Genomic DNA, 23,868 nt, shown 5'->3' with positions numbered 1-23,868 from the left:
ATTGCCGCAACTTGTTCGTTAATATTTATTTGTTAAACGTGTGGCATTTCACATCAAAGGATTGATGTTTGTTTCCTTCCTTTGTTGTTTCACTTTTTAGTTTTGTAAAGTTGTTTAGTGCCTTTGGCTACACAGTTTTCGCCTTAGCTTTATAAGGTAAAAACAATTAGCAAAGGCGTAAACGGCTCAAAATTCACGTTCAGTGGCTAAGTTGCGGTTTTGCATTTATTGCATCTTCCGCTTGCCCCGTGAACATGGTAACTTATTGTTAGTTATGTGGTTTAACGCTCAGCAACTAACAAGGCAATCAAACGGACACGTAACAGTTGGCTCGGTTCCGCTTCGCTACACATTTTAGCCAACAATTACTTAGCCGCTTATTGTGGCGTTAGTTACCCGCACAACTCAGTTGGAAAAATATTTAATTTAAGGTGTCAATTCGATATTTTGTGCTTGTTTTGTTCTTTGGCTTGGCAAATGGAAATGCATTCAAATTCTACCTTTCTTTTTACTAAATCCAGTTTTCGCCTATCACGTTAAAAGGCTCAACTTAGCTTTAGTGTTTATGGCTCAAAATTAAAGGTTTGGTGGGTAGCGCGGGGCATTTATTGTGTTTCTGTTGTTAATCTAATAAACATGGTAAGTTATTGCTGTTGTTGTGCTTTTAAACAAAAAGTAACTAACAAGGCACTCAAGCGGGAAAAATTACAGTTGGCTTTTTTTCGCTGCGCTCAATATTTTAGCCAACAAGTAATTTTCCCCTTAGTGGGGCGTTATATGCCTATGGAGGCTCTGCAAACTTATATGGAAATTCGTAATATTTCCTGGGAGCAAACAATCCCGCTTCGCCATAGTGTTCTTTGGCCAAATAAACCACCAGAATACTGCCATGTAGAAGGTGATAGTGATGCTTTACATTTCGGCGTTTTTACAGATAAAGAACTTGTTTGTGTCGCTTCCGTATATATAAAATCAGATAAGGCTCGTTTACGTAAATTTGCGACTAAAGCTGATTGTCAAAGCCAAGGGATAGGTTCAAAAATGTTAAAATTTATTCTTCATTCGCTTAAAAATACTGACGCAAAAGTTTTTTGGTGTGACGCCAGAGAATCTGCTTTAAGTTTTTATCAACGTTTTGGTATGCAACCATACGGTGATCGTTTTTATAAAGCAGATGTTTCCTACTTCAAAATGGAAGTTACTTTATAGTAAATTAAAAACGGCATATAACAAGCTGTTCAAGCGGGACAAATAACAGTTGGCTGGTTCCGCTCCGCTACACATTCTAGCCAACTACAATTTGCCCCTTAACAGGGCGTTATATACCCAAAAGGATTTGTGTACTTTGATATACCGAGGCTTAATTTTCGCTCTTGTATGGCATGTAATTAGTTTTCCTGCTGCAATTTATAATATCCATCCAATGAGTATAGAGTTTGCTATGTCAGTCATGGAAAACCCTGACATGTCGGAGTCAGTTAAAATCTTAATTCTTCGCACTGTATGGTTTTTAACTCTTACACTTACTTTTCTTACTTCAGCAATTATTTCAGAGTTAATAGTTTCAAAAACTAGGCAATCAGGTTTAACCAATAAAGTTGCCTTGGTTAATTCCATTGTAGTTTCAATTCTAATAGCAGTAGTTTTTATCCCTTCTATGCCGCGCTTCATTCCACAATGGGTCGTTTATTCATTAAGTTTTGTTTTACTATTCAGCTCTTTAACTGTTGGGCACAAGTTGTTAGGGTATATAACAAGCCAATTAAGACGGGACTGCTAACAGCTTGCTCAGTTTCGCTTCGCTACACATTTTAGCAAGCTATTATCAGCCCCTTATTGGGGCGTTAGCAGTACAAGATGAATTTTCTCTGGAATCTGATATTTAAACGAAAAATAAAGCTGAATGTTAAAGCTCCATTGACTAAAGTCTTGGAGCAAATATTACTACACCTTGAAAAGTCAGAAGATTCTATATGGTCTGATATGGACGTTGGTGAAACCGTAAATCTAATTAATAAACAATTACAGTTACTTAAGAGTTCAGGCAAAGTTAATGTGAGTAAACTTAATTACTTGTTTTTACCAACTGCACCATTACAAGAAATAGCAATGGAAAATGGTTGGGTTGACGAGTATTTAAAACTAGCAGAGCAATTTGATAGTCATATGGCAAAGTACTGCTAACAAGCCATTCAAGCAGGACAAATAACAGTTGGCTATTTGCTCCTTCGTCGCTTATTTTAGCCAACCATTATTTGCCTCTTAATGGGGCGTTATATGCCAAGGAGTGTCTGCCGCAATGTCAGGTTATAAATTTTCAGGTTACGACTTTTGTGGTGGCTATGATGATGGAAGCACCATCTTTATGTTTGTTGATCCAGAGGATGAATCAAAAGGTTTTACTTTATCGTTGAGAGACCATGAAGGATTTGATGATCATGATGAGTTACTTTATGAAGATGAGGGTGATGTGCCAGAAGAGTTAAAAGGTTTAATCCTATCTGAACTTAATCAAGTACTAACCGAGCATAAAGATAATACAGAGGCATGTGGAATTGTTAGTCGTTGCATTGCAGCTATTGGCATATAACAAGCTAATAAATAAGGACAAAAAACAGTTGGCTGTTTTCGTTCCTCAACATTTTAGCCAACTATTTTATTGCCTCTTAACGAGGCGTTATATGCAATCTATGAAATCAACTTTAGTGGCTATAATTAGTCTTTTACTATGTTCGTGCGCCACAGTAACTAAATCGGTAGGTACATACGATGTTAATGGCAAAATTGTAAATGCCAAAACAGGTGAACCGTTAAATGGAGTGAAGATTGTTTTGTCACATGAGGCAGTTATTGCTGCTGATGGTACTACTTCAATTGTATTGGGTTCTGCATTTTCAGATGGTTTAGGTCAATTCTTTATTCCAAAGAATCCAACCGAAATTGTAGGTGGTGTCGGTGGTTTATCAGGCTACATAATGGAATGGCCCACAGTTAGTTTTATTAAAGATGGTTACTGTAAGCTTAGTAGTCCATACAAAAGTAGCTTTATCTCAAACAAAAAAGCAACTACCTTTAAGCTCACTAAAAGTGTAAATTGCATATAACAAGTCGTTAATGCAGGACAAATAACAGTTGGCTTTTGCTCCTTCGTCGCTTATTTTAGCCAACATATTATTTGCCTCTTAACGAGGCGTTATACATACTTTAGGAATTGCACTTGAATCTGGATGATTTAGTTCCCCGACTAGAAAAGCAAGAAGGTATTGATTTAATCAAAACCGCCATTGATCTTTATTCGTTAGAGAGAATTGATGGTGCTACTTCAATATTGGAAGATATGCTTTTATTTCAATGGGGCGTTTTTGATTGGGGGGACGGTGAGTATTTTGAACTAGATATTACTCGTCAAATTTCCCCTTCATATACTGAAGAACTAAGGCAACTTAGCTGTACTCTATATTTTACCCCTTCAAAGGTTCTTAGAGAGATTGAAGAAGGAAATAAATGGTGTTCTTCACTTGAAGAATTTAGATCATTTAATGAGTTTGTCTTAACTAGTAAAGTACTTGAAGCTTGTTCCGCCGTTACTCCCGAAAAGTCTAGTGTGGAGTTAGAGTATGTATAACAAGCTGTTTAACAAGGACAAAATACAGTTGGTTTTTGCTCCTTCGTCGCTTAATTGTAGCCAACTATATTTTGCCCATTAACAGGGCGTTATAAGTTTTGAGAATTTAGGTGTTAAATAAAACGTTATTTGATAAATTTGTATATTCCAAAATATTTGCCTTTCTCATATTGTTTAGTCTGGCAAGTTTGTTGTTGCTAGACGTATTGTTTTCCTATTTTGGTAACGTTTTAAGTATTGCAGACTACGTTTTCATTACTTTACAATTAGTGGGTGTTTCTCTTGTTTTTACAATACCTGCCGACTTATTTCTTATGTTTAAACGTAAAGCTAAAACTAAATAAAAGTACAGAGTATAAAACTTATAACAAGCTGTTCAAGCGGGACAAATAACAGTTGGCTGGTTCCGCTTCGCTTCACATTTTAGCCAACTACAATTTGCCCCTTAACAGGGCGTTAGGTGACTTTAGAGTGAAGTATCTTCGTACAAGTTTGGCAACAGATTGGAAGTTAGAAAAATCTCTATCTCAGCAAGTTGTTGAAAAGGTTCTTTGGTTTATCCCAAAAGCAAATCCTGATTATGAAAATAAACTTCATCTTGTAAATGAGTGGTTAATTGAATTTGATGAAAATGGGTTGCCTGATAGAGAAATAGGTTTGGATCAAAATGGTAATTTTGTTCTATCTGGCCCTAATCCAAATAATTATGGTTTTTGGCTGGACAGTAATGTGCAATACAAAGACATTACTGGTGTAAATTGCACATCAGAGACCTTTAATAAATTATGGAAAGAGGTTTGGTGAACTAGTCACCTAACAAGCAAATTAACAGGACAAAAAACAGTTGGTTTTGCTCCTGCGTCGCTATTTTAACCAACTATTTTTTGCCCATTATTTGGGCGTTATATCTCTTGGAGTTCATGTTGACTGTAGTGAAAACTGAAAGGTTAAATATTCGAAAAATCACTAATGCAGATGCACAAGAACTATCTAAAGTATTAGCTGATCCTATTGTAATGAAATACTCTACTGTGGGTGTTCATTCTGAAAAACAAATTCTTGAGTATATTGCTAATTGTCAGAAACAATATTGCTTAAATGGTTATGGGCACTGGGCGATTTATGATGCTACAAGTTCAGAGTTTATTGGTGTTTGTGGTCTAAATAAACATGAAATAGATTCAGGTGAAGTTATACATATTAACTATCGTCTAGCTGCTAACAAACAAGGCAAAGGTTATGCTATTGAATCTACGCTTGGAGTTCTAGACTTTGCTAAGAACTCATTAAACCTGGAATCTATTCATGCACTCATCGAGCCTGAGAATACTAGCTCTGTTAAAGTTGTAAATCGAACAGGTTTTCAGTTCATTAAGGCATCGCTCTTTCGTGGATTTAAAATTGATATTTATCAGGTTACGCTATAAAAACGAGATATAACAAGCTGTTCAAGCGGGACAAATAACAGTTGGCTGGTTCCGCTCCGCTACACATTTTAGCCAACAATTTTTTGCCTCTTAACGAGGCGTTATGTTTTTATGAGAATACTGATAATTTCGTTAATGTTTCTTAGCCTTAGTGGTCATGCTTGTAAGCTTAATCCTGAGTATAAGAAACTGCGCGCAGAGTTAACTAAGGAAGTACGTGAACCATATAATTCATGTATAAACTCTACTCGTGCCTACTTTTTTTATAAAGCCGTTGCAAAGTGCGAACAGGAAGGACGAGGTAAAGATATATCCGGTGGGTGCTACCATGTTGTTGGTTATGAAGAAACTCATGATGAATCTGAATTAAATCATTGCAAAGTTTTAAAACCAACAACAGAAGAATTTGTAGCTCTTTTAAAGGCAAACGCAGAACATCAAGCAATCAAAAGGTGCTTGGATTAGCTCAAAACATAACAAGCAATTAAAGCGGGACTTTTTACAGTTTGCTCGGTTTCGCTACGCTACACAATTTTAGCAAACTATTAAAAAGCCCCTTAATTGGGCGTTAGCTGTATAAGAGAGTTTAGTGAACCCTGTCGAGTTAGTTTTCTATAAGTTAGTTTCTCATGAGATCGAGTTATCAGAATTTGAGAGATGGGTTTACTCTGAATCAGATCTTGAGCAGACATTAACGTCGGATGATTACTTAGAGCTTATTTCAATAAATTACAAAACACCTTCAGGGCTATATGAAGCAGAAAAAGTGCTTTCTAATTATTTTTCAATGGGCAAATATTATGAATGGAGCATTCGCAATATACTTCAAAAAATAATTGAAAAACCAGACGATGCTAATAAATATATTGAGCAGTGCTATGACTTATACTGTGACGGTTTTAACTTTATGGATAACCTTGGATTAGGTTATGGCCTTGGTTTAACTTGCCCTGATTCATTTAATGAAAAAGTAGATGATTATTATCCTCAAATCTTAGATGAAGTTGAAAAAGTAGTTGAGTGGTTAGATAGCGGTAAAATAGTAATTTCTGGTCATAGTGGTGAATATCAAGGTATAGAATATGACGATAATCGTAGTTCCGATGAAAAGGAACCTACGGGCTACAAAAGGCAAAAAGTTAAAAAATGGTGGCAATTTTGGTTGTAAATACAGCTAACAAGCCAATTAAGACGGGACTGCTAACAGCTTGCTCGGTTTCGCTTCGCTACACATTTTAGCAAGCTATTATCAGCCCCTTATTGGGGCGTTAGCTGTTTCTCAATATGGAAGTTGTATGAATGAAGATTTAGATAACAAAAGTAGAATTGCATTGATAATTTCTCTAGCAGGCCTATTAAGTATATTTCTTTGTTTCAGCTTGGGTTACCCAGCTTTGTTTTGGATTGGATTTATAATGCTTTTTGTTGGCTGGTTAATGCCTACGAGTATGAGGTTCTGTGACTTTTGTGGTAAAAGGCTTGAGTATGCACGCCAACAGTTTAAGTTTAGCGATTTATATTCTTGTAAAACCTGTGAGCATAAAATTCGCGTAGGTAAGTTATCGCTAGATCACCCAGAATATAAAACCCAAATGAATGAGAACAGAGATAAAAACAGCTAACAAGCTGTTCAAGCGGGACAAATTACAGTTGGCTGGTTTCGCTCCGCTTCACATTTTAGCCAACTACAATTTGCCCCTTAACAGGGCGTTGTGTGTTTAGTCAAACTTCGGGCACCGTAGATAAAATATGAATAAAGAAAAATTGAGAACAGGAAGTTGCTTATGCGGTTCTGTCCGCGTTGAAGTACCAAAGAATCTCGTTGATCTAGGAGTTTGCCATTGCTCAAAATGTAAAAAATGGGCTGGCGGTCCCCTTATGGAGATAGAATGTGGAACCGCCGTTAATTTTCTGGGTAAGGAAAACATAACCGTTTTTAAATCTTCTGAATGGGCAGTTCGAGGATTTTGTCAAAAATGCGGTAGTCATTTGTTTATTCGTGATGATAAAAGCGGAGAATATGGTATTCCACCCGGCTTATTTGAAGATGACGAAAATATAGAGTTTAATAGGCAAGTGTTTTTTGACCATAAACCCAAGTATTACAGTTTTTCTGATACTACAAAAAATATAACAAGTGATTATGTTTATAAGCATTTTCCGCAAACAAAAGAATCAAACACATAACAAGCAAATTAATCAGGACTAAAAAGTTGGTTTTGCTCCTGCGTCGCTAATTTTAGCCAGCTATTTTATTGCCTGTTATTTAGGCGTTATATGTATAGCCTGATTCGCCGTTATTTTCTAATAATTACACTTACTTATCATCCTTCCATGTTATGGTTTGCACCTTACAATAATAATCAAAGGAATAGTTTATGAAAAAGACATTAGCATTATTTATTTTTACTTTAACAACTTGTATGAGTAACGCTGCAGTTGTAAGTACAGGTAAAATTTCTCTAGCGGACAAACAATTACATTTGATTGCTGACCCATATGTGGCGAGAGTTTATGTAATGGGAGCAGAAATGGCTCAAGATACATTGGGTTGTGAGCATAGTACCCCAGTAATACTTTTGGGCGATAAAAATCCACAAGGTGAATTACTATATAACACTTTATTATCGGCGAAAAAAGCGGGACAGAATGTTAGTTTAGAAGCTAAAGAGTGTTGGGACGGTTATTCTGTTCCTGTAGTTTTTTCTGTCAAGACTTACTAAATACATATAACAAGAACTTCAAACTGAAAAAATACAGTTGGTTGTTTTCACTTCGTTCAACATTATAACCAACTATATTTTTCCGCTTAAGTAGGCGTTAGATAGCAATTCTGGCTTTGGAGCTAAACGAAGTATGATAGCAGCACTTGAAAATTCAAATGACATTATTGCAAAGGAAATACATTCTGTTTTTCAAAACTCTTACCAGATTGAAGCACAACTTGTTGGTGTTGTTGATTTTCCGCCTTTATTAAGAAGTTCTAACAATATAGTAAATTCAAAAACTAATTTTTATGGTTTTAGTTATGAAAGTTGTCTTGCCGCAGTTATTGAAATAAAAATAGATGAAAAGCACTTAGATATTCATAGTTTAACAGTCGACCCAAAGTATTTTAGAAAAGGGATCGCAGACAAATTGATAAGTTATGTACTAAATTCATTTGATATATCAAGTGCTACAGTAGAAACTGCTGCTGTAAATAAGCCCGCTATTAATTTATATAAGAAACATGGTTTTCTTGAGTTTAAAAGATGGACTCCATCACACGGTATTAAAAAAGTAGCAATGTCAGTGAAGTTTGCTACTTAGTATGAAGTTTGAAGTGTGGCAAATGTATTTGAAATTCTGTCTCACTATGGGGGCGTTAGTGCCTCAGGTTTTGAGGCGCTTATGAAATTTTTAAGTTTCAGTACTTTCAGATATAGATAAAGCATCTTCTATTTCGACCCCGAGGTATTCAATTGTACTTTGCAGTTTTGAATGTCCCAGCAGTAACTGTATAGCCCTTAAATTCTTTGTTTTTGCATAAATTAAAGATGCTTTAGTTCGTCTGAGCGAGTGCGTACCATATTGGGTGATGTCTAAGCCTAGGGTGGACACCCAATTTTTGACTATATTTGCATAGTAGTGATAGCAAATATGTTGCCCTAGCTTTCTTGGGCTAGGAAATATAAAGTCAGAGGAAGATAGATTTTTAAAATATAGCCACTGGCTCAAGCATTGTTGAGTCTTTGGCGTTATTTCAAATTGAACTTCTTTATGAGTTTTTTGTTGCTCAATCATCGCACGAGATTGGATTAGTGAGGCTGATGAAATGTCGCGAACTTTTAAGCTTATTAAGTCACAAGATCTAAGTTTACTATCTATAGCTAAATTAAATAAAGCTAGCTGCTCTAGCTTATTTTCAATTTCTAATCTTATTCGAATACGCCAAATTTCTTCGAGTTTAAACGCTTTTTTCTGACCAACACGTTTACCTTTGTTCCAAGCAGTCATGATCAAATCCTAGTAGTTGTATGGAAATAATAGTTAAGATGAAAATGTTGGATTTATAAATGGCTGGTATATGTGTATTAAATATTAATAAGTTACCTTGGATAGAGATAGAGATAGAGATAGATATGACTTAATTTATACGCATTATTGTAAAAATTAATAAACCGCTTTTTTAGCGGCTTAGAAAGTAGTTCAAGTTATTTCATAAAATTATTTGTTCACGGCGTCTTTTAATGCTTTTCCTGCTTTAAATGCAGGTACTTTAGCTGCAGCTATTTGTATTTCGGCACCAGTTTGAGGATTACGACCAGTACGAGCTGCACGGTCATTTACTTTGTAAGTACCAAAACCAACTAACGCTACATCACCACCATTGGCTAATTCAGTTGTAACAGAGCCAATTAGACTATCTAACGCACGACCAGCAGAAGCTTTCGAAATGTCTGCTCCTTCAGCTATTTTAGCTATCAATTCACTTTTGTTCATTATTGTTATTCCTTTTATTGTTATTACCAACATACTAAAAAATAACAGCGAATAGGGCAATATAAATTATCTTCTTTCTCTTAGTCGTAGTTAATGCCTAAGATCAACTCGGAAAGGGGCACCAAGCGAGATAGATTATCTGTGCAAAATAGAAAAGTACTCGTCCAATAGGCTCTTAAATAATCAGAACACTGCGATTTTATATGAAGCTATTTGACTTCTTTGGTGCAATTTATAAGTGTATTTGTTGCTCCAAGACTACATCAAACTCACCACAGTGAAAACTTAAAACACTTTTAAATTCTTTTTTTTGTGTTGCATTGTCGACTTAATATTGACTCTTAAAAGGGGGGCATTTTACACCTGAAGTAGAAGCTTAGTCGTTTTGAAACTGTAGGAATGGTGAATCACATAATTGTCTGATTGGTATCTATTAACAAGTTATTGTAAAAAATAACGATTAACTGTAACTGTTTAATCTGTTAATAAATTCTCTTCAAATTAATGTTCATGAGAGTATTTATCCTATGAGATACTGTTTTGACAACTAAACTTTGTTCAGGGCATTACCCCTACCTTTTTATAGAATACATATCTCTTTTTTCAGTACTTTCTCTTTTCATTTTTTCCAATGCTCTTGCTTCTTCTGCATCAAATAATGTATTGATTAATCGATTGAAGTGCTCATGCATTGCCATCCGCGATTGCGCAGCATCGCCTAACTTTAATGCGTTATAGATGGCTCTATGTTCGGCAATTGTTTTTGAACTATCTTTGCTACAAACACTATCATAATCTTGAATTACTTCTTTAGATGAGGCTCTTAAATCCCACAAACTACTTATTACGCTTTTCATAGCTTCATTGCGTGTAGAGTTTGCAATAATTTTATGGAAGGCTTTATCTGCGGCCTCGACGTCTTTTCCTTCCTCCATATCAACTAGGGTTTGGTTTAATTCAAGTAATTCAGCTTCGGTTATCGAGGTAGCCGATAATGCAGCAACTTCGCCTTCCACTAAAGCTCGGGCTTGAGTCACTTCAAAGGCATTGATTTTTTGCAATGAATTTTTCGAATTTGGTGCGGCTAAAACATAGATACCGGAGCTAGTCTTTACTTCAACTTTGCCGCGAACTTCCAAGGCAATAATAGCTTCACGAATGGTTGGCCTACTAACATTGAATTTAGCGGCTAATTCTCGCTCTGGCGGTAATCGGCTACCAACAGGGAAATTGCCAGAATTTATCGATGCTTCAATTAATTCGACGATACTCCAGAAAAGTCTTTTTGCTGCCATTTTTACCTCACCTGAACAGACTGGATAAATACATATTTATAATGTTTTTTATCACTTATTTTCAATATAACTATATTAATTTTATGATTGCATATCATGTATTGATATTCAACATTTTATCATACCAATTTGTGGTTTTTATTTACTTGATTGGTATGACTTCTATCAGGAGCTTAAGTTTTTGTTCGTTGATCACATTTAAGGTGTCCGCTTTTTATATCCATTTCTGTTGCGCTTCCGTTGTGTTGGTTGATGTTACGCAAGAGTTCTTTATTAAAAGTGTGTTTTCTATGTTTTGGTATTACCAAGATTGTTGCCAATAAAGGCAACAATTAATATTTTTGTGATTTAAGTGAGCATATTATTGCTTATTCGCTTGGCTTAAGGTTAACGCTGAAAAAGTAACACTAACATAGTCGCCATTGGCTTTATCGATTGCCCAATCACCAGTACCTGCACATGCCGCATACCACATGCCTGAGGCGTTCTTTGTTGAACATTGGTTGTAAGCGCCCGCTTTAAAATAATGCCAGTCACCTGCATATCCTGCAACATTGTCTTTTTCATCAATATTGCCATATGCGTCAATATTATTTGAAAGATCAATTTTATAGTTCACTTGAGCTTTATTCGCTTGCGTAAAGGTTAAGTGCATAATGTTGTTATAAACATTAATGGTGTAACTAAATTCTTCACCTAATGCGATGCCTGTTGATTTTGGGTCTTCAGAGTTTTCCCAAGTATTACCCCACACAGGGTAGGCAATGTCAGTTCTGTTTGGATCATCTTTAGCGAGGTTTCGCTCATAAGTCCAAAATACAGAGCCTGTGTTATGCTCTGGCCACTTTTTGTAATAAATTTTAATGGGCTCATTACCGTAACCAAAGTTGTTACCTTCTGCGATGAGTGCTTTGTCTTTGCCTGCATGTATTTGCCCTACAACAACAGAGTAGGCGGGTTTTTTCGGGTATTTGGCATTTTTAGCAACATGATTTACTTTCAATGTTGCTTCTAGCTTTCCGCCAATTTGACTAAAGTAATTAGCATCTGGGTGAGCAGCAATGGCGAAGTTGTTACCGTAAGACTTGGTGCCTATCGAGGTGTCTAAACCTCTGTTCATTTGCCTTAGTTCACTACGTGTATTTGATGATGTTTGGGTAGTAACGGCCTTGTTAGGAGAGGTAAAAACTAAGCCACCATTTTTATCGACATAGAAAAAGTCACTATGCTGATAGTTTTGCAACGCTTTGGTGTCAATATCGTCAGCTTTACCGTTATTGTCTTGATCTAGCGGAACCGTAATTTTCCATTGAGTTAAATCAAACTTTCCTGCAGGTGTATCAGAGGTGCTAGCACAGCCAGCCATTATTAAAATAAGTGAAGTTGTCGATAAAGCTTTAAACATAAAAGCATTCCTGTTGTTTTTTTTAATGCCAATAAGGCATGTGATTAATATTGATAACAAATAAGGCGGTGAAGCATGTAACTATATTTACAGCTTAAGAAAAAATAGCGCTAATATAAGCGCTATTTTATTTAGTTTTTAACGTGTTTAGCTATTTTGCTTTCTTTGCAACTACAGTTTCTGCCGTGCTTGAATTGTATGGTGAGTCAGCATTGTCGGTATCTAACGATACACCTTCTGCGTAACCTTCAAAATCATCTTCAAATGCCACGGTAGTACCGTCAATATCTGAGTATAATTTGAAATCATCTATGTGGTATGCAGGGGCGCCAATTACCGAGCCGTTATCACCTAATTTAAATATAACGGTTTGCACGCCAGACATCACATCACTTAGCGCGCCCGACACTGAAGCAAATGGGTCAGTTGTTACGCTTATACCGTCAATTGTTAAGGTAAGTAGCGGCGCAACGGTTGTTGAAGCACTGCTTGCATCCCAGGTCATTTCAACGTTTGTCCACTTGTCTGCAGTAAACGGAATAGTAATATCTACGCCGGTATTATCGCGAATAACGTAGCCTGTACTTTGAATGCGTAAATCAATCAGTGCATCACTTGTACTGGTAGATGAACCGTATAAGCCAATGTAAGCATCTTTGGCAATGGTATCTTCCTTTAAGAAAGAAACCATTAACTTGCCTGCCGGTATAATATCGCTTGAAGACAATTTGTAACGTAACTCGCCTGCATCGTCTGTCATGTTATCAGTGATTTTAGCTGTTTGGTTATCAGGGTTACCTTGCTCCGGAGCACTGCCATCAATGATTGCAACAACGGTTTCTGCTGTACTTGAATTATACGGCGAATCAGGGTTGTCGGTATCTAACGAAACACCTTCTGCGTAACTTTCGAAGTCATCTTCAAATGCCACTGTGGTGCCGGCTATATCTGAGTAAAGCTTGAAGTTATCAATATTGTAAGCGGGATCACCAATAACTGAACTGTTATCGCCTAGTTTGAAGATTACCGTTTGAACACCTGACATAACATCACTTAATGCACCAGACACCGAAGAAAACGGCTCGGTGGTTACACTTGTGCCGTCAATAGTTAGTGTTAACAGTGGAGCAACTGTTGCAGAAGCGCTAGTAGCATCCCAAGTCATCTCGACGTCTGTCCATTTATCCGCAGTGAACGGAATCGTGATATCAACACCGGTATTATCGCGAATTACGTAACCGGTACTTTGAATGCGTAAATCAATCAGTGCGTCACTAGTACTGGTAGATGAACCGTATAAGCCAATGTAAGCATCTTTGGCAATACCGTCTTCTTTTAAGAATGAAACGGTTAACTTACCTGCTGGAATAATATCACTAGACGATAATTTATAGCGTAATTCGCCGGCATCGTCTGTCATATTATCAGTAATTTTTGCAACTTTGGTTGGGGCAACAGCCGCCGCACCGGTAATCGTAACAACAAGCTCAGCCATAGTGCCATCAACAGAGCTAACTGCAATGGTATCAACAACGGTGTCGTTTTCATTGGTTAGCGAAGCCACGGTTGCATTGGATGTATCAAGCATATATGTCCAATCACCATTCGCCATTATTGAAAATGTACCAAATGTTGTTGCAACAGCAGTTTGAACTTCAGCCGCGCTTTCATCAACATCAGCGTCGTTCACGGTAATGGTGCCAGTTACGTCGTCTGTAACATTGTTTGCTACCGTCGCTGTTAAATCTCCAGAGAAGGCCGCGGGTGTATTTTCTGAAGCAGGCGCTACTGCTACAGTGGCTTCAGATGTCAGCATTTCACTGTAATCGTCATCATCAGTATACGAGGCCGTTACCGTAATTGTTTTACCAATTTCATTGTCGGTAAGTGCAAGTGTTGATTCAATGGCATCAGTAATCGCTGTGCCGTCAGCCAACCAAGCATAAGTAACATTTTCAGGAACATAGCCATTGTCATCAACTACTGTGGCTGTGAGTAATTTACCTGATTCCACCGTACCGGTAATTCCAACCATACCAATGAAGTTAATTAATACATCATTGGTTGGGTTAGAGGTTATTTTTTCAATGTAGTCATCGTTATCAGTGTATGAAACGGTAACCGAAACGTTGGTGCCAGCTTGCGCTTGCGTTAACAGCAGTGAGCTAGAAGTCTCACCCGCAATGGCAGCACCGTCAGCTAACCAGCTATAAGAAATCGCCGATGCGTCTACACCATTAGCATCAGAAACCGATGTTGTTAAGATCTCGCCAACTTTTGCATCGCCAGAAAGCGTAAGTTGACCAAACGAGTTACCGGTTTTGTCTGGTAATGTATCCGTTTCATCACAACCAGCAATTGCCAAAGCAATCGCCGATATAGCAATCGTTTTATTCATTAGTTTTTTCATTATTATAATTCCACTTTTTTTGGTAAACAGTTTTGCTGTGAATTGGTTTGTTGTTAATATTAATTTGTAAAGCCATTTTGTCAACCAATATATTAAAGAAATTAATTTAATGATAAGACCAAGCCAGTTTTATTAAGGTTTTTGCTTAAATAAATAAACTGAAATAGCCCCGTTTATGGGTTTGTTAATTGAATTGAGTCCATACTTTTTCGAGCAAACTCAAGCCATTTGCTTTTGTATTTTTTCTCAGTAGTAACAAAGGAAATGAAAGTCAGTTTGCCATTAACCGGTAGCGCATAAGTTAGGTTGTATTGGTATTTACCAACGGCGGTTGTTTCGTATTCAAAAACGGCAATTCTGGTGTCAAGGCGATTGTAAACCTTATCTTTTTTCCATTGAGCGCCGCTATTAGCTTTGCGTAGCATCGAAGATAAAGCGTTATGAACTCTTTTCATACTTTTCTTATCCGCAGGCGTTGTGTACTGAGTAAACGTAAAGCTGACGTTTTTGTCTTTGTTATTGAATGCAAATGCCGGCGGAGTACTTTGTTGGCTATAGCGTTTACGCATTGCTGATTTTGTTAATGGCTTTAATTGTGTGGGCAATTCAATCACTAATTTATCGTCAAAAAATTGATGGGTGTTGGTTTCTGCGGCATTTGCGGTAAAGCCAATTAAAAAAAGTAGTGCGAGGAAATATTTCATTATAAGTCTCTTATTTTATTAATATTAGTGTTCATAACCGGTGTGGCTATTGTGAATTTGATAGAATGTGGCTTGTACATAGTCATGTTGATCACCTGAGTTATTTTGGTTGTATACGCCAGCTTTAAAGTACATATACTGATCGCCTTCATCGTATCCGCTGTTCGTCATATCAATGTTTTTGGTAAACTCACTACCATCTGATTTGGTGATGGTTATGGCGAGGTTATGGCCATTAACAATAATGGCATAGGTGAATTTTTCATTTAACGGGATCCCATCTGCAGGGTTACTTGCGCTATTTGAGCGACTTCCAATAATTTCATAATAAATGTCGTCACCACCAAGAATTTCGTGAGCAAGGTAAATGGCGCCATTTTCATTGCCAGGTAATTTACGATAGTAAAGTCTTGCGGGTTCATCATCATTGGCATGTATTTGGCCAATAATTACACGACCTATTTGATAGCTTTCACCTGTGCTAGTAACATGATTAACGGCTAATTCGGCGGTGAGTTCGCCATCTATGCCGCCGGCATTGTTAAGGTCTGTTTGTGGCGCAGTAGAAAATACCCAATTGTTTTTATTCACGCCCTGCGTTTTGTAGCTAGTATTCCCGCGGCGTAGCATTTCTCTTAATTCAGAGCGCACATACTTAGTGTTAGTTGATGTTTTATATCCAGAAACTGAGGTGCTAAAGGTTAAGCCGCCGTCTTGTGATAAAGCAAAAAATCGAGCGTCAAAATAACCATCAGCTAAGTCGTCTTCTTTAATACTGTCTGATTTATCATTGTTGTCTTCGTCGGTAGGTACGCTTAAATACCAGTCGATTAATTCAATGTTATGAGTAATGTCTTGTTCGCAGCCAAATACTTCTAGTTCTAAAATGTTACTTGGCTCTGACACTTCATTGCCACTTAGCTCTAATTTTATATAGAGCGCAGTCGAAGCTCCTGACGCTGTAAGGTCAATTAAATCGGGGATCAAGCTGTTCTCACTACTTTGGCTTGGTGTATCTACTAACTGCCAAGTTTCTTTATCTTTTGAAGAATATACTTTGAATAAATGAACATACTCCAAGTTACTCCAAGTAATGACGAGCGCCTGTATTAGCGCAGGGTTGGCAAGTTCTATAATGATATTGGTGTTTAAGCTTGGGGCTTGCCAATTTGAGGCATTCAATTTAACACCGTTAAATAACATGGCTATGTTGGTATTGTCATTTTCGGTAACGATCGATGAAATAGTTAAAGGATAGTTAACACTGCATGAAATATCTTCAACAACAGGGGCTATTACTTGGGAGTCATCCTGACTTGGTATTGTTGGTGCTGTGCTTGACGAGCTTCCGCCGCAACTAGCTAAGCTAAACAAAGCCGCGCATGATAATAAAACTTTTCTAATTTGCATGTTTTTCCCAATAGTTGATTGGTAAAGAATATGGAACGATTGCTTTTATACGCCGCTTTAGCTGCATCATAGGTCGTATTTTTACTGCTAAAAACGGGTGTTTATTACACAATAGTTAGCTCTTTATCTAAGGTGTTATACAGGTTTTTACACCACGCCGTACCTGTTGGTCAACCAAAAAGTATTATTGGTTATCAATTTCGGTGACTGTTAAAAGCGCATTTTGCTTATTCGTTTATTTACTACAAATAGAGCGCGAAGCCTTTAAGCCATAGCCTTGGCGTAAGGTAAATATAGCATCATTACAGAGAATTTTTGTTATTAAGGTAATATCTATTTGGTTAGTTTTTTGGTTTGTTATTGGTAATGTTATTTTTGAATAATTACATTTATTGTTTTACCAAAGTGGTTGACAATTGTTTTTTATATTGCTTGAATAAGGTACGTTGAATATAAAAAAACTATAATTAATCGGAAATATCAATGGCTACTATCAATAAACTAAATCAAATTAGCTGCGTTTTGCGCAAGCAGGCCAGCTACCCTAGAAAATTCTTGTGTGCGTCAACAATTCTTTCTTTACTCGCATTCCCTGCCGCAGCAGAAGAAGAGAGTGAAAAGAAAACAGCTGATGCAGACATCGAAGTTATCGAAGTCAGCGGTAGTATGCGTCGTACAATGACGCGTTCATTGAATGAAAAAAAGAACAATACTGCGATTGTTGATGCGGTGGCGGCAGCTGATTTTGGTGACTTGCCAGGTTTATCATTGTCTGATGTTATTGAAAATATTTCCGGTGCTTCTGGTCATCGCCTTAAAGGTAGCCAGAACGAAATATCTATTCGTGGTTTAGGATCATATTGGGGCTATTCAACGTTTAATGGTCGCACTATTACCAATGCAGGGCCTGGACGAGCGGTAAACTTTAAAAAATTCCCCTCAGAGCTCGTTGATAAAGTTGTTATTTATAAATCACAACAAGCCGATTTAGTAGAAGGTGGTACGTCAGGCACTATTGATGTTAACTCGTTAAGAGCGGTTGATTACGGTAAAGCCCAAACGACTGTAGAAGCAACAGGTATTTACAATTCATATTATGATGATGTTGATGGCGATGTTTCGCCTTGGGGTAATAAGTTTGTTGTTTCAACTGTTCAGCAGTGGGAAAGTGATGATTTAGGCGACTTTGGTTTTACCTTCGGTATTACGCATTCTGATTCTGCAAACCCGGAAGAAAATTACGGTGGCAGTTCTCAAATGGCTGTATGTGCTTTACGAGCGGCAGACGGCTCAAACTTAATTGGCGGTAGTAATTGTGCTACGGGGCAGCAGGGTGTTAGTGCGGGTCGAGTAGGCCGTGAACCCGAACTAGGTATAGATACCGATTTAGCCGACTTTGACCAAAGCAGCATTTTTTACGTACCTAATGATGCGTATTGGCGAACGGGTGAAGATGAAGATATTCGAACCGGTGCTGTGTTTACCTTCCAGTGGGTACCGAGAGATGATTTAGAAGTTAACTTCGATTATGAATATTCAGATTTAGAATACACCGAAAAGCGTATGGAATTAGCGCTAGACTCGCGTCGCGATGACTTAGCTGACCATATTATTTCTGATGATCATACGTTACTTTACGCAACCGGTGAAGCACGTCCTACTTTGCAAGGTGAGCACAGAAGTCAGCTTGATGAATATCGTGGTGGCGGTATTGAAATTGAATATGATGTAACTGATGACTTATCACTTGATATTGATTTATCTTATTCAGAGTCATACCGCTATCGTTTGCGCCATCGTACTAAATTTCGCTCAACGGAACGTTACAATTATGCACTCGACTTTCGCGGCCGTAATGTACCAACGTTAACGTGGTTGGATGATAATCGCTTAGGCCCAGGCGATGAAGGTTTTTCTTCTTGGCAAGCATTTGACGCCAGTGATATGCAAAATTTTGTTAATGACGACCATGCCTATGTAGAGTATCGCCGCACGCATGAAGAACGTAACGATGATATTTTGGCTATTAATTTTAATGGCGAATATCAATTAGATAACGATTACTTTTCAAGTATTAAAGCGGGAGTTCGTTATTCAAAAGAACATTTGCTTGATTATGTTACCAATGACGTTTCTTTAGTGATTGCTGATGGATCACAACGCAATGGTTCCAGTGATAACGAAGATAATAACTGGGATGAGTTAAACCCAGGTGCCAATTCTGATTTAATTAATGGCATTATTGATAACTGTCAAAATGGTCATTCAAATAACGTTCAATTTACTGAAGAGCCTGGCAGTGGTGGCGACGCTACACGTTACGCAACTTACGATCACAAGTGTTTTATTGGGCAAGTTTTGGGTCAGTTGCCTGGGGCATCGGGTACAGGTTTCTATGACATTGGTGAGCGTGAAGACGGTCGTGATGGTGGAGACCGAGACGTAACCGAAACCATTACTGCAGCTTACGTGATGGCTAACATTGACACCGAAGTTGCGGGCATTCCTGTTTACGGTAATGTTGGTGTACGTGTTGTAAAAACAGAAACAGAATCTAAAGGTTGGGGTGATAAAGTTTATATTACTACCGACGAAGAAACCGGAACATATAGCGCCGAAATTAACCCTACAGGTGAAATTGAGCGTGTTTACCTAGAATCTGACTATACGGAAGTATTACCTAGCTTAAACTTAACCTTTCATGTTACCGACGAATTTTATGTACGAACGGCAGCCTATCGTTCAATGTCGCGCTTTCAATTAAATGCCATGTCAGCAGGTGTAAGTTACGAAACTTGTGAAAATGAAGATGACACCATATGCGACCCTGCAACCAATACTGATTATTCAGAAGTTATTCGCGGTGGTGAAGCAAACGGTAATCATTTAGCGCCATACACAGCAGATAACTATGATTTATCTTTCGAGTATTACCCATCTGAAGACGCCGCGGTTACCTTGGCGCTTTATCATAAGTCGTTCACAGGTGGCTATGAAACGCTTACTGAGCAGCGTGATATTACTGTTAATCTAGATGGTGTAGACACCACATATGCCGACGTTAGCCACTTGGTTAAACAAACCTCTAATGATAATTCAATTATTAAGGGTGTTGAAATCACCGCACAAAAGCACTTTGTTGAATTACCTGAGCCGTTCAATGGTTTAGGTGCAAAAGTAGCTTGGAACTATGCGGATTCTAACTTCGTAACCGATGAACCTGCGAGCCCAGGCATTGTTGCCAATGCTAACTTATTTGGCTTTTCAAGAAATGTGGCCTCAGCGTCAGTATATTGGGAAGGCGATAAAAGTTCAGTACGTTTGCTGTGGAAGTACCGCTCTAAATATTTACAGCCGAACAGCTTACCATTTCCAGACCGCTCACATCGTTATGTTCAAGATGCGCTTTATTTAAATATGTCGGCTAAATACAAGGTTAATTCAAATGTCAGTGTTTTTGTTAAAGGCCTTAACCTAACTAACGAGCCACAAGTTTATACCCGTGGTAACGACACCACTATTGCAGATTATTCACGTTCAGGCACGAAATGGGAGTTTGGTATTAAAGCGAAATTCTAACAAGCAATGAATTTTTGTCAGTAGCAAAAGTTACTGACAATAAAAGTAAACCATGAAGTCTTTTAAATTACCAAGTTTAGATAGATTTCAAATATTTAACAGCGATATGAAATAACAGTGAAGTATGTAAATAGCTCATTGTTATGCAACATCAGATAAGCACTAGCTAATATTTTTAGGAGTAATTTATGTCAAAACCAACGATTGGTTTTATCGGACTTGGCCTTATGGGCGGCAACATGGTCGAAAACTTGCAAAAGCGAGGTTACCAAGTAACGGTAATGGATCTTAACAAAGATGCAGTTTCAGTATGTGTAGCACGTGGCGCAGAAACAACCACTTCAGCAAAAGAGTTAGCAGCAAATAATGATATTGTCATGCTATGTTTAACTACATCGAACGTGGTTGAAAGTTTAGTTTATGCAGAAGACGGAATTTTAGCAGGTATTAAGGAAGGTTCAGTATTAGTTGACTTTGGCACATCTATCCCAGCTTCAACGAAAAAAATAGGTGCTGATTTAGCGGCCAAAGGTGCTGGCATGATCGACGCACCATTGGGTCGAACTCCTGCTCACGCAAAAGACGGTTTGCTTAACATTATGGCTGCTGGCGATATTGATACCTTTAATAAAGTTAAAGCGGTATTAGAAGAACAAGGCGAAAATGTATTTCATTTAGGCGCATTAGGTGCCGGCCATACAACCAAGCTTGTTAATAACTTCATGGGAATGACAACCGTTTGTGCAATGTCGCAAGCCTTTGCTGTAGCTGACCGTGCTGGCGTTGATCGCCAGCAATTATTTGACATTATGTCGACAGGCCCATCTAACTCACCATTTATGCAATTTTGTAAAAACTATGCCGTTGACGGTGTGAGTGATCTTGGCTTCTCAATCGCAAATGCAAATAAAGACTTAGGTTACTTTATACAAATGGTGGAAGACTTAGGTACACAATCGAAAATTGCTGAAGGCTCGTCTGCTAACTTACAAGCGGCATTTGATGCTGGCATGGGTAGTGGCAATGTACCTGAAATATTTGATTATTTTCTTAAATTGGAAAAATAATTTGCCAAGGTAAGTACACAAGTTAACTTTTATAGCCGCTCGCTGATTTAAAAGTTAACTACTGCGCTTGAAGTGCATGCAATTAGGGCTTTCTCTTACATGGAGTTGTGAAAGCCTTAATTTTTTAAATTAAAATAATGAGAATAAAATGGTTTACGGTATGCAAATAAAACAATTAGTCGTTATGTTTTTTACCTTGGTAATTGCCACGGATCTTTACGCTAAAGAGTATTTAGTTGACACGCCTAAAGCATTTAAAAAGAGAGTTAAACAGCTTAACGCCGGCGATACAATTAAATTAGCAAACGGCACCTGGCAAAATTTTGAAATTTTGTTTACCGGCCAAGGTACAAAAAAAGCACCGATCACATTAACGGCAGAAACTAAAGGGCAGGTGATTTTATCTGGTCAATCTAACCTGCGTTTGGCGGGTAAGCACTTAGTTGTTTCAGGCTTAATGTTTAAAAATGGCTATACGCCAAGTAGCGAAGTTATTTCTTTTCGTCGCAACAAAAATGAATTTGCATACCATTCTCGCGTTACTGAAACCGTGATTGAAGACTACTCAAACCCTGATAAGCGAGAAGGTGACTATTGGGTAGGTTTATATGGTCAATATAACCGCTTTGACCACAACTATTTAGCAGGAAAACGCAATAAAGGTGTTACCTTAGCTGTACGTTTAAATAGTCAAAACAGCCAACAGAATCATCACCGTATTGATCATAATTACTTTGGCCCGCGCCCAATTTTTGGCTCAAACGGTGGTGAAACGCTGCGTATTGGCACAAGTCATCACTCGTTAAGTGACTCATTCACCGTTGTTGAAAATAACTACTTTGACCAATGTAATGGTGAAGTTGAAATTGTTTCGGTTAAATCAGGTAAAAATCAATTACGCGGTAACGTTTTCTTCGAATCGCGAGGTACGTTAACGCTGCGCCACGGTAATGGCAATGTTATTGAAGACAACATCTTCTTTGGTAATGGCGTTGACCATACCGGCGGTATTCGAGTTATTAATAAAAACCAAACCGTTCGTAATAATTATTTAGAAGGCTTAACAGGCTACCGATTTGGTAGTGGTTTAACCGTGATGAACGGTGTGCCAAACTCGCCAATTAATCGTTACCACCAAGTCGACAATGCGCTTATTTCTGGTAACACCTTGATTAATGTTGACAATATTCAATTAGCTGCAGGCAGCGACGCTGAGCGTTCAGCTGTTCCAATTAATTCAGCGGTAAAAAACAACCTTATTTTCAATGAAAACCAGCAACAACCTTTTACCCTATTTGATGACATAACAGGCGTTAAGTTTTCAAATAATATTGCTAATACTAAGCCACTGGTGGTGTTGAGCCAAGGCATTAAGCAGCAGGAAATTACCCTAAAGCGAGCTGATAATGGTTTGTTGTATCCAACCAACGCTACCTTAGGAGTGAGCGATTCATTATCGCCAATTAAGAAAGAACAAACAGGCCCTAGTTGGTACCCTAAGCCAGTTGCGGAAACACCCTTTGCTAGTGGTAAAACAACACAAGTTAAAGCACAAGAAGATGCCTTATTTGATGCAGTAAAAGCAGCAGAAAGCGGTGATGTTTTGATGTTGGAAAATGGCCAATATGATGCACGAAAAGTCATCATTATTGATAAAACAATTACAATTTCATCAAAAAACAGTCAGCAAACCAGTTTAAGTTTTGAACGAGGTACATTTTTTGAAATTGTTGACGGTGGCAGTTTAACGCTTAATGGTTTACGTATTAGCGGTAAAAACAGTCCTGACTATTCAGGCAACACTTTGGTAAGAACCAAAAAATGGGGCATGAGTGCTAACTACCGCCTTGTTATTGAAAATTCGATTATTGAAAACTTAAATATTAATCACTCTTTCCATGTTTTTGAATCAGGTAAAGGCGCATTTGCAAATGAAATTACCCTTAAAAACAATGTATTCTCAAATATTACTGGCGATATTTTACGCCTTGATAAAGAAATTGAAGACTTAGGAATTTATAACGCTGAATACGTCACATTAACCAATAATGAATTTTCACAGGTTGATGGTGCTTTGGTTAAATTGTATCGCGGAGGATCAGACGAAAGCACTTTTGGTCCACACCTTTTAATGACTCACAACAAGGTTAACGATTTAGGCTTAGGCAAGCGCAACAAGTCGGCAGCTAGTGTTTTATTGCATGGTGTGCAAGTAACTAATATTAATAACAATACAGTGAAAAAAAGTGCGCCAATGATAGTTGAACATACCGTTGGCGAGCCAAAAACATCGATTACTGATAATACACTCAATAAAGCGCCATCGGTTGTTGAGTTGCGTGTTAGAGGTGAACACACCGCAACACTTGAAAATAATGTTATCAACAATAATGCAGCGATTAGGTAGGTTATTCATGTTATTAGCGAGTAAAACCTTTCTTAAAAAACTTATCACTATTCA

The 23,868-nt window shown here is 37.7% G+C and carries 23 protein-coding genes; 16 read left to right on the top strand and 7 right to left on the bottom strand.

Translation table 11 applies throughout. The annotated features are described in order from the left end of the window. Window positions 1-804: 804 nt before the first annotated feature. From AC27JP_RS19540 to AC27JP_RS19480, 13 genes are all read left to right on the top strand, one after another. Window positions 805-1,209 carry a GNAT family N-acetyltransferase gene (locus tag AC27JP_RS19540; RefSeq protein WP_487117607.1) on the top strand — a complete coding sequence of 135 codons (405 nt, stop codon included), beginning with the start codon at window positions 805-807 and terminating at the stop codon, window positions 1,207-1,209. A gap of 648 nt (window positions 1,210-1,857) precedes the next feature. Next, entirely contained in the window at window positions 1,858-2,184 is a 327-nt protein-coding gene (locus AC27JP_RS19535) for a hypothetical protein (RefSeq protein ID WP_487117606.1), read from the top strand. Between the two features lie 103 nt (window positions 2,185-2,287). Next, entirely contained in the window at window positions 2,288-2,590 is a 303-nt protein-coding gene (locus AC27JP_RS19530) for a hypothetical protein (protein WP_487117605.1), read from the top strand. A 91-nt stretch (window positions 2,591-2,681) separates the two neighbouring features. Then, window positions 2,682-3,104 carry a hypothetical protein gene (locus tag AC27JP_RS19525; protein ID WP_487117604.1) on the top strand — a complete coding sequence of 141 codons (423 nt, stop codon included), beginning with the start codon at window positions 2,682-2,684 and terminating at the stop codon, window positions 3,102-3,104. A 113-nt stretch (window positions 3,105-3,217) separates the two neighbouring features. After that, on the top strand, window positions 3,218-3,625 hold the full coding sequence (locus tag AC27JP_RS19520) for a hypothetical protein (protein ID WP_487117603.1): 408 nt from the start codon (window positions 3,218-3,220) through the stop codon (window positions 3,623-3,625). A gap of 471 nt (window positions 3,626-4,096) precedes the next feature. Beyond that, entirely contained in the window at window positions 4,097-4,429 is a 333-nt protein-coding gene (locus tag AC27JP_RS19515) for a hypothetical protein (RefSeq protein WP_487117602.1), read from the top strand. Window positions 4,430-4,545: 116 nt separating this feature from the next. Then, on the top strand, window positions 4,546-5,052 hold the full coding sequence (locus AC27JP_RS19510; RefSeq protein ID WP_487117601.1) for a GNAT family N-acetyltransferase: 507 nt from the start codon (window positions 4,546-4,548) through the stop codon (window positions 5,050-5,052). A 111-nt stretch (window positions 5,053-5,163) separates the two neighbouring features. Further along, window positions 5,164-5,517 (top strand): hypothetical protein, encoded by a 354-nt coding sequence (locus AC27JP_RS19505; protein ID WP_487117600.1) that lies wholly within the window; start codon window positions 5,164-5,166, stop codon window positions 5,515-5,517. Window positions 5,518-5,641: 124 nt separating this feature from the next. Further along, window positions 5,642-6,220, top strand: coding sequence for a hypothetical protein (locus tag AC27JP_RS19500; protein ID WP_487117599.1), 579 nt, complete (start codon window positions 5,642-5,644; stop codon window positions 6,218-6,220). A gap of 127 nt (window positions 6,221-6,347) precedes the next feature. Beyond that, on the top strand, window positions 6,348-6,674 hold the full coding sequence (locus AC27JP_RS19495) for a hypothetical protein (protein ID WP_487117598.1): 327 nt from the start codon (window positions 6,348-6,350) through the stop codon (window positions 6,672-6,674). 127 nt (window positions 6,675-6,801) lie between these two features. Then, window positions 6,802-7,239: a GFA family protein gene (locus tag AC27JP_RS19490; RefSeq protein ID WP_487117597.1), complete on the top strand. Its 438-nt coding sequence runs from the start codon at window positions 6,802-6,804 to the stop codon at window positions 7,237-7,239. A gap of 191 nt (window positions 7,240-7,430) precedes the next feature. Then, window positions 7,431-7,775, top strand: a complete 345-nt coding sequence (locus tag AC27JP_RS19485) for a hypothetical protein (protein WP_487117596.1) — start codon at window positions 7,431-7,433, stop codon at window positions 7,773-7,775. A gap of 133 nt (window positions 7,776-7,908) precedes the next feature. Continuing rightward, complete coding sequence (locus AC27JP_RS19480; RefSeq protein WP_487117595.1) at window positions 7,909-8,364, top strand: GNAT family N-acetyltransferase; 456 nt, start codon at window positions 7,909-7,911, stop codon at window positions 8,362-8,364. A 90-nt stretch (window positions 8,365-8,454) separates the two neighbouring features. Here the strand turns inward: AC27JP_RS19480 and AC27JP_RS19475 are convergent, their stop codons facing one another. The 7 genes from AC27JP_RS19475 to AC27JP_RS19445 all read right to left on the bottom strand — a co-directional run bounded on the left by AC27JP_RS19475 (window position 8,455) and on the right by AC27JP_RS19445 (window position 16,761). Continuing rightward, entirely contained in the window at window positions 8,455-9,051 is a 597-nt protein-coding gene (locus AC27JP_RS19475; protein WP_487117594.1) for a tyrosine-type recombinase/integrase, read from the bottom strand. A 210-nt stretch (window positions 9,052-9,261) separates the two neighbouring features. Further along, on the bottom strand, window positions 9,262-9,537 hold the full coding sequence (locus AC27JP_RS19470; protein WP_487117593.1) for an HU family DNA-binding protein: 276 nt from the start codon (window positions 9,535-9,537) through the stop codon (window positions 9,262-9,264). Window positions 9,538-10,109: 572 nt separating this feature from the next. Then, window positions 10,110-10,832 carry a FadR/GntR family transcriptional regulator gene (locus tag AC27JP_RS19465; protein WP_487117592.1) on the bottom strand — a complete coding sequence of 241 codons (723 nt, stop codon included), beginning with the start codon at window positions 10,830-10,832 and terminating at the stop codon, window positions 10,110-10,112. Between the two features lie 361 nt (window positions 10,833-11,193). Further along, on the bottom strand, window positions 11,194-12,237 hold the full coding sequence (locus AC27JP_RS19460) for a polysaccharide lyase family 7 protein (protein ID WP_487117591.1): 1,044 nt from the start codon (window positions 12,235-12,237) through the stop codon (window positions 11,194-11,196). Between the two features lie 151 nt (window positions 12,238-12,388). Continuing rightward, window positions 12,389-14,647: a VCBS domain-containing protein gene (locus tag AC27JP_RS19455; protein ID WP_487117590.1), complete on the bottom strand. Its 2,259-nt coding sequence runs from the start codon at window positions 14,645-14,647 to the stop codon at window positions 12,389-12,391. Window positions 14,648-14,820: 173 nt separating this feature from the next. Then, a complete protein-coding gene (locus AC27JP_RS19450) occupies window positions 14,821-15,351 on the bottom strand; it encodes a hypothetical protein (protein WP_487117589.1) in 531 nt (176 codons plus the stop codon). Window positions 15,352-15,375: 24 nt separating this feature from the next. Continuing rightward, the gene (locus tag AC27JP_RS19445; RefSeq protein ID WP_487117588.1) at window positions 15,376-16,761 is read right to left on the bottom strand and encodes a polysaccharide lyase family 7 protein; all 1,386 of its coding nucleotides are present in this window, start codon (window positions 16,759-16,761) and stop codon (window positions 15,376-15,378) included. Between the two features lie 483 nt (window positions 16,762-17,244). On the opposite strand from AC27JP_RS19445, the gene AC27JP_RS19440 reads away from it, so the two are divergent. From AC27JP_RS19440 to AC27JP_RS19430, 3 genes are all read left to right on the top strand, one after another. Beyond that, the gene (locus AC27JP_RS19440; protein ID WP_487117587.1) at window positions 17,245-20,340 is read left to right on the top strand and encodes a TonB-dependent receptor; all 3,096 of its coding nucleotides are present in this window, start codon (window positions 17,245-17,247) and stop codon (window positions 20,338-20,340) included. A 188-nt stretch (window positions 20,341-20,528) separates the two neighbouring features. Continuing rightward, a complete protein-coding gene (locus AC27JP_RS19435) occupies window positions 20,529-21,407 on the top strand; it encodes an NAD(P)-dependent oxidoreductase (RefSeq protein ID WP_487117586.1) in 879 nt (292 codons plus the stop codon). 160 nt (window positions 21,408-21,567) lie between these two features. Then, entirely contained in the window at window positions 21,568-23,814 is a 2,247-nt protein-coding gene (locus AC27JP_RS19430) for a chondroitinase-B domain-containing protein (protein ID WP_487117585.1), read from the top strand. Window positions 23,815-23,868: the final 54 nt, after the last annotated feature.

The organism is Colwellia sp. SU-HH01172 (assembly GCF_057553355.1).
The sequence above is the reverse complement of the archived record's forward strand: the minus strand, read 5'-3'. Positions and strand labels throughout refer to the sequence as shown.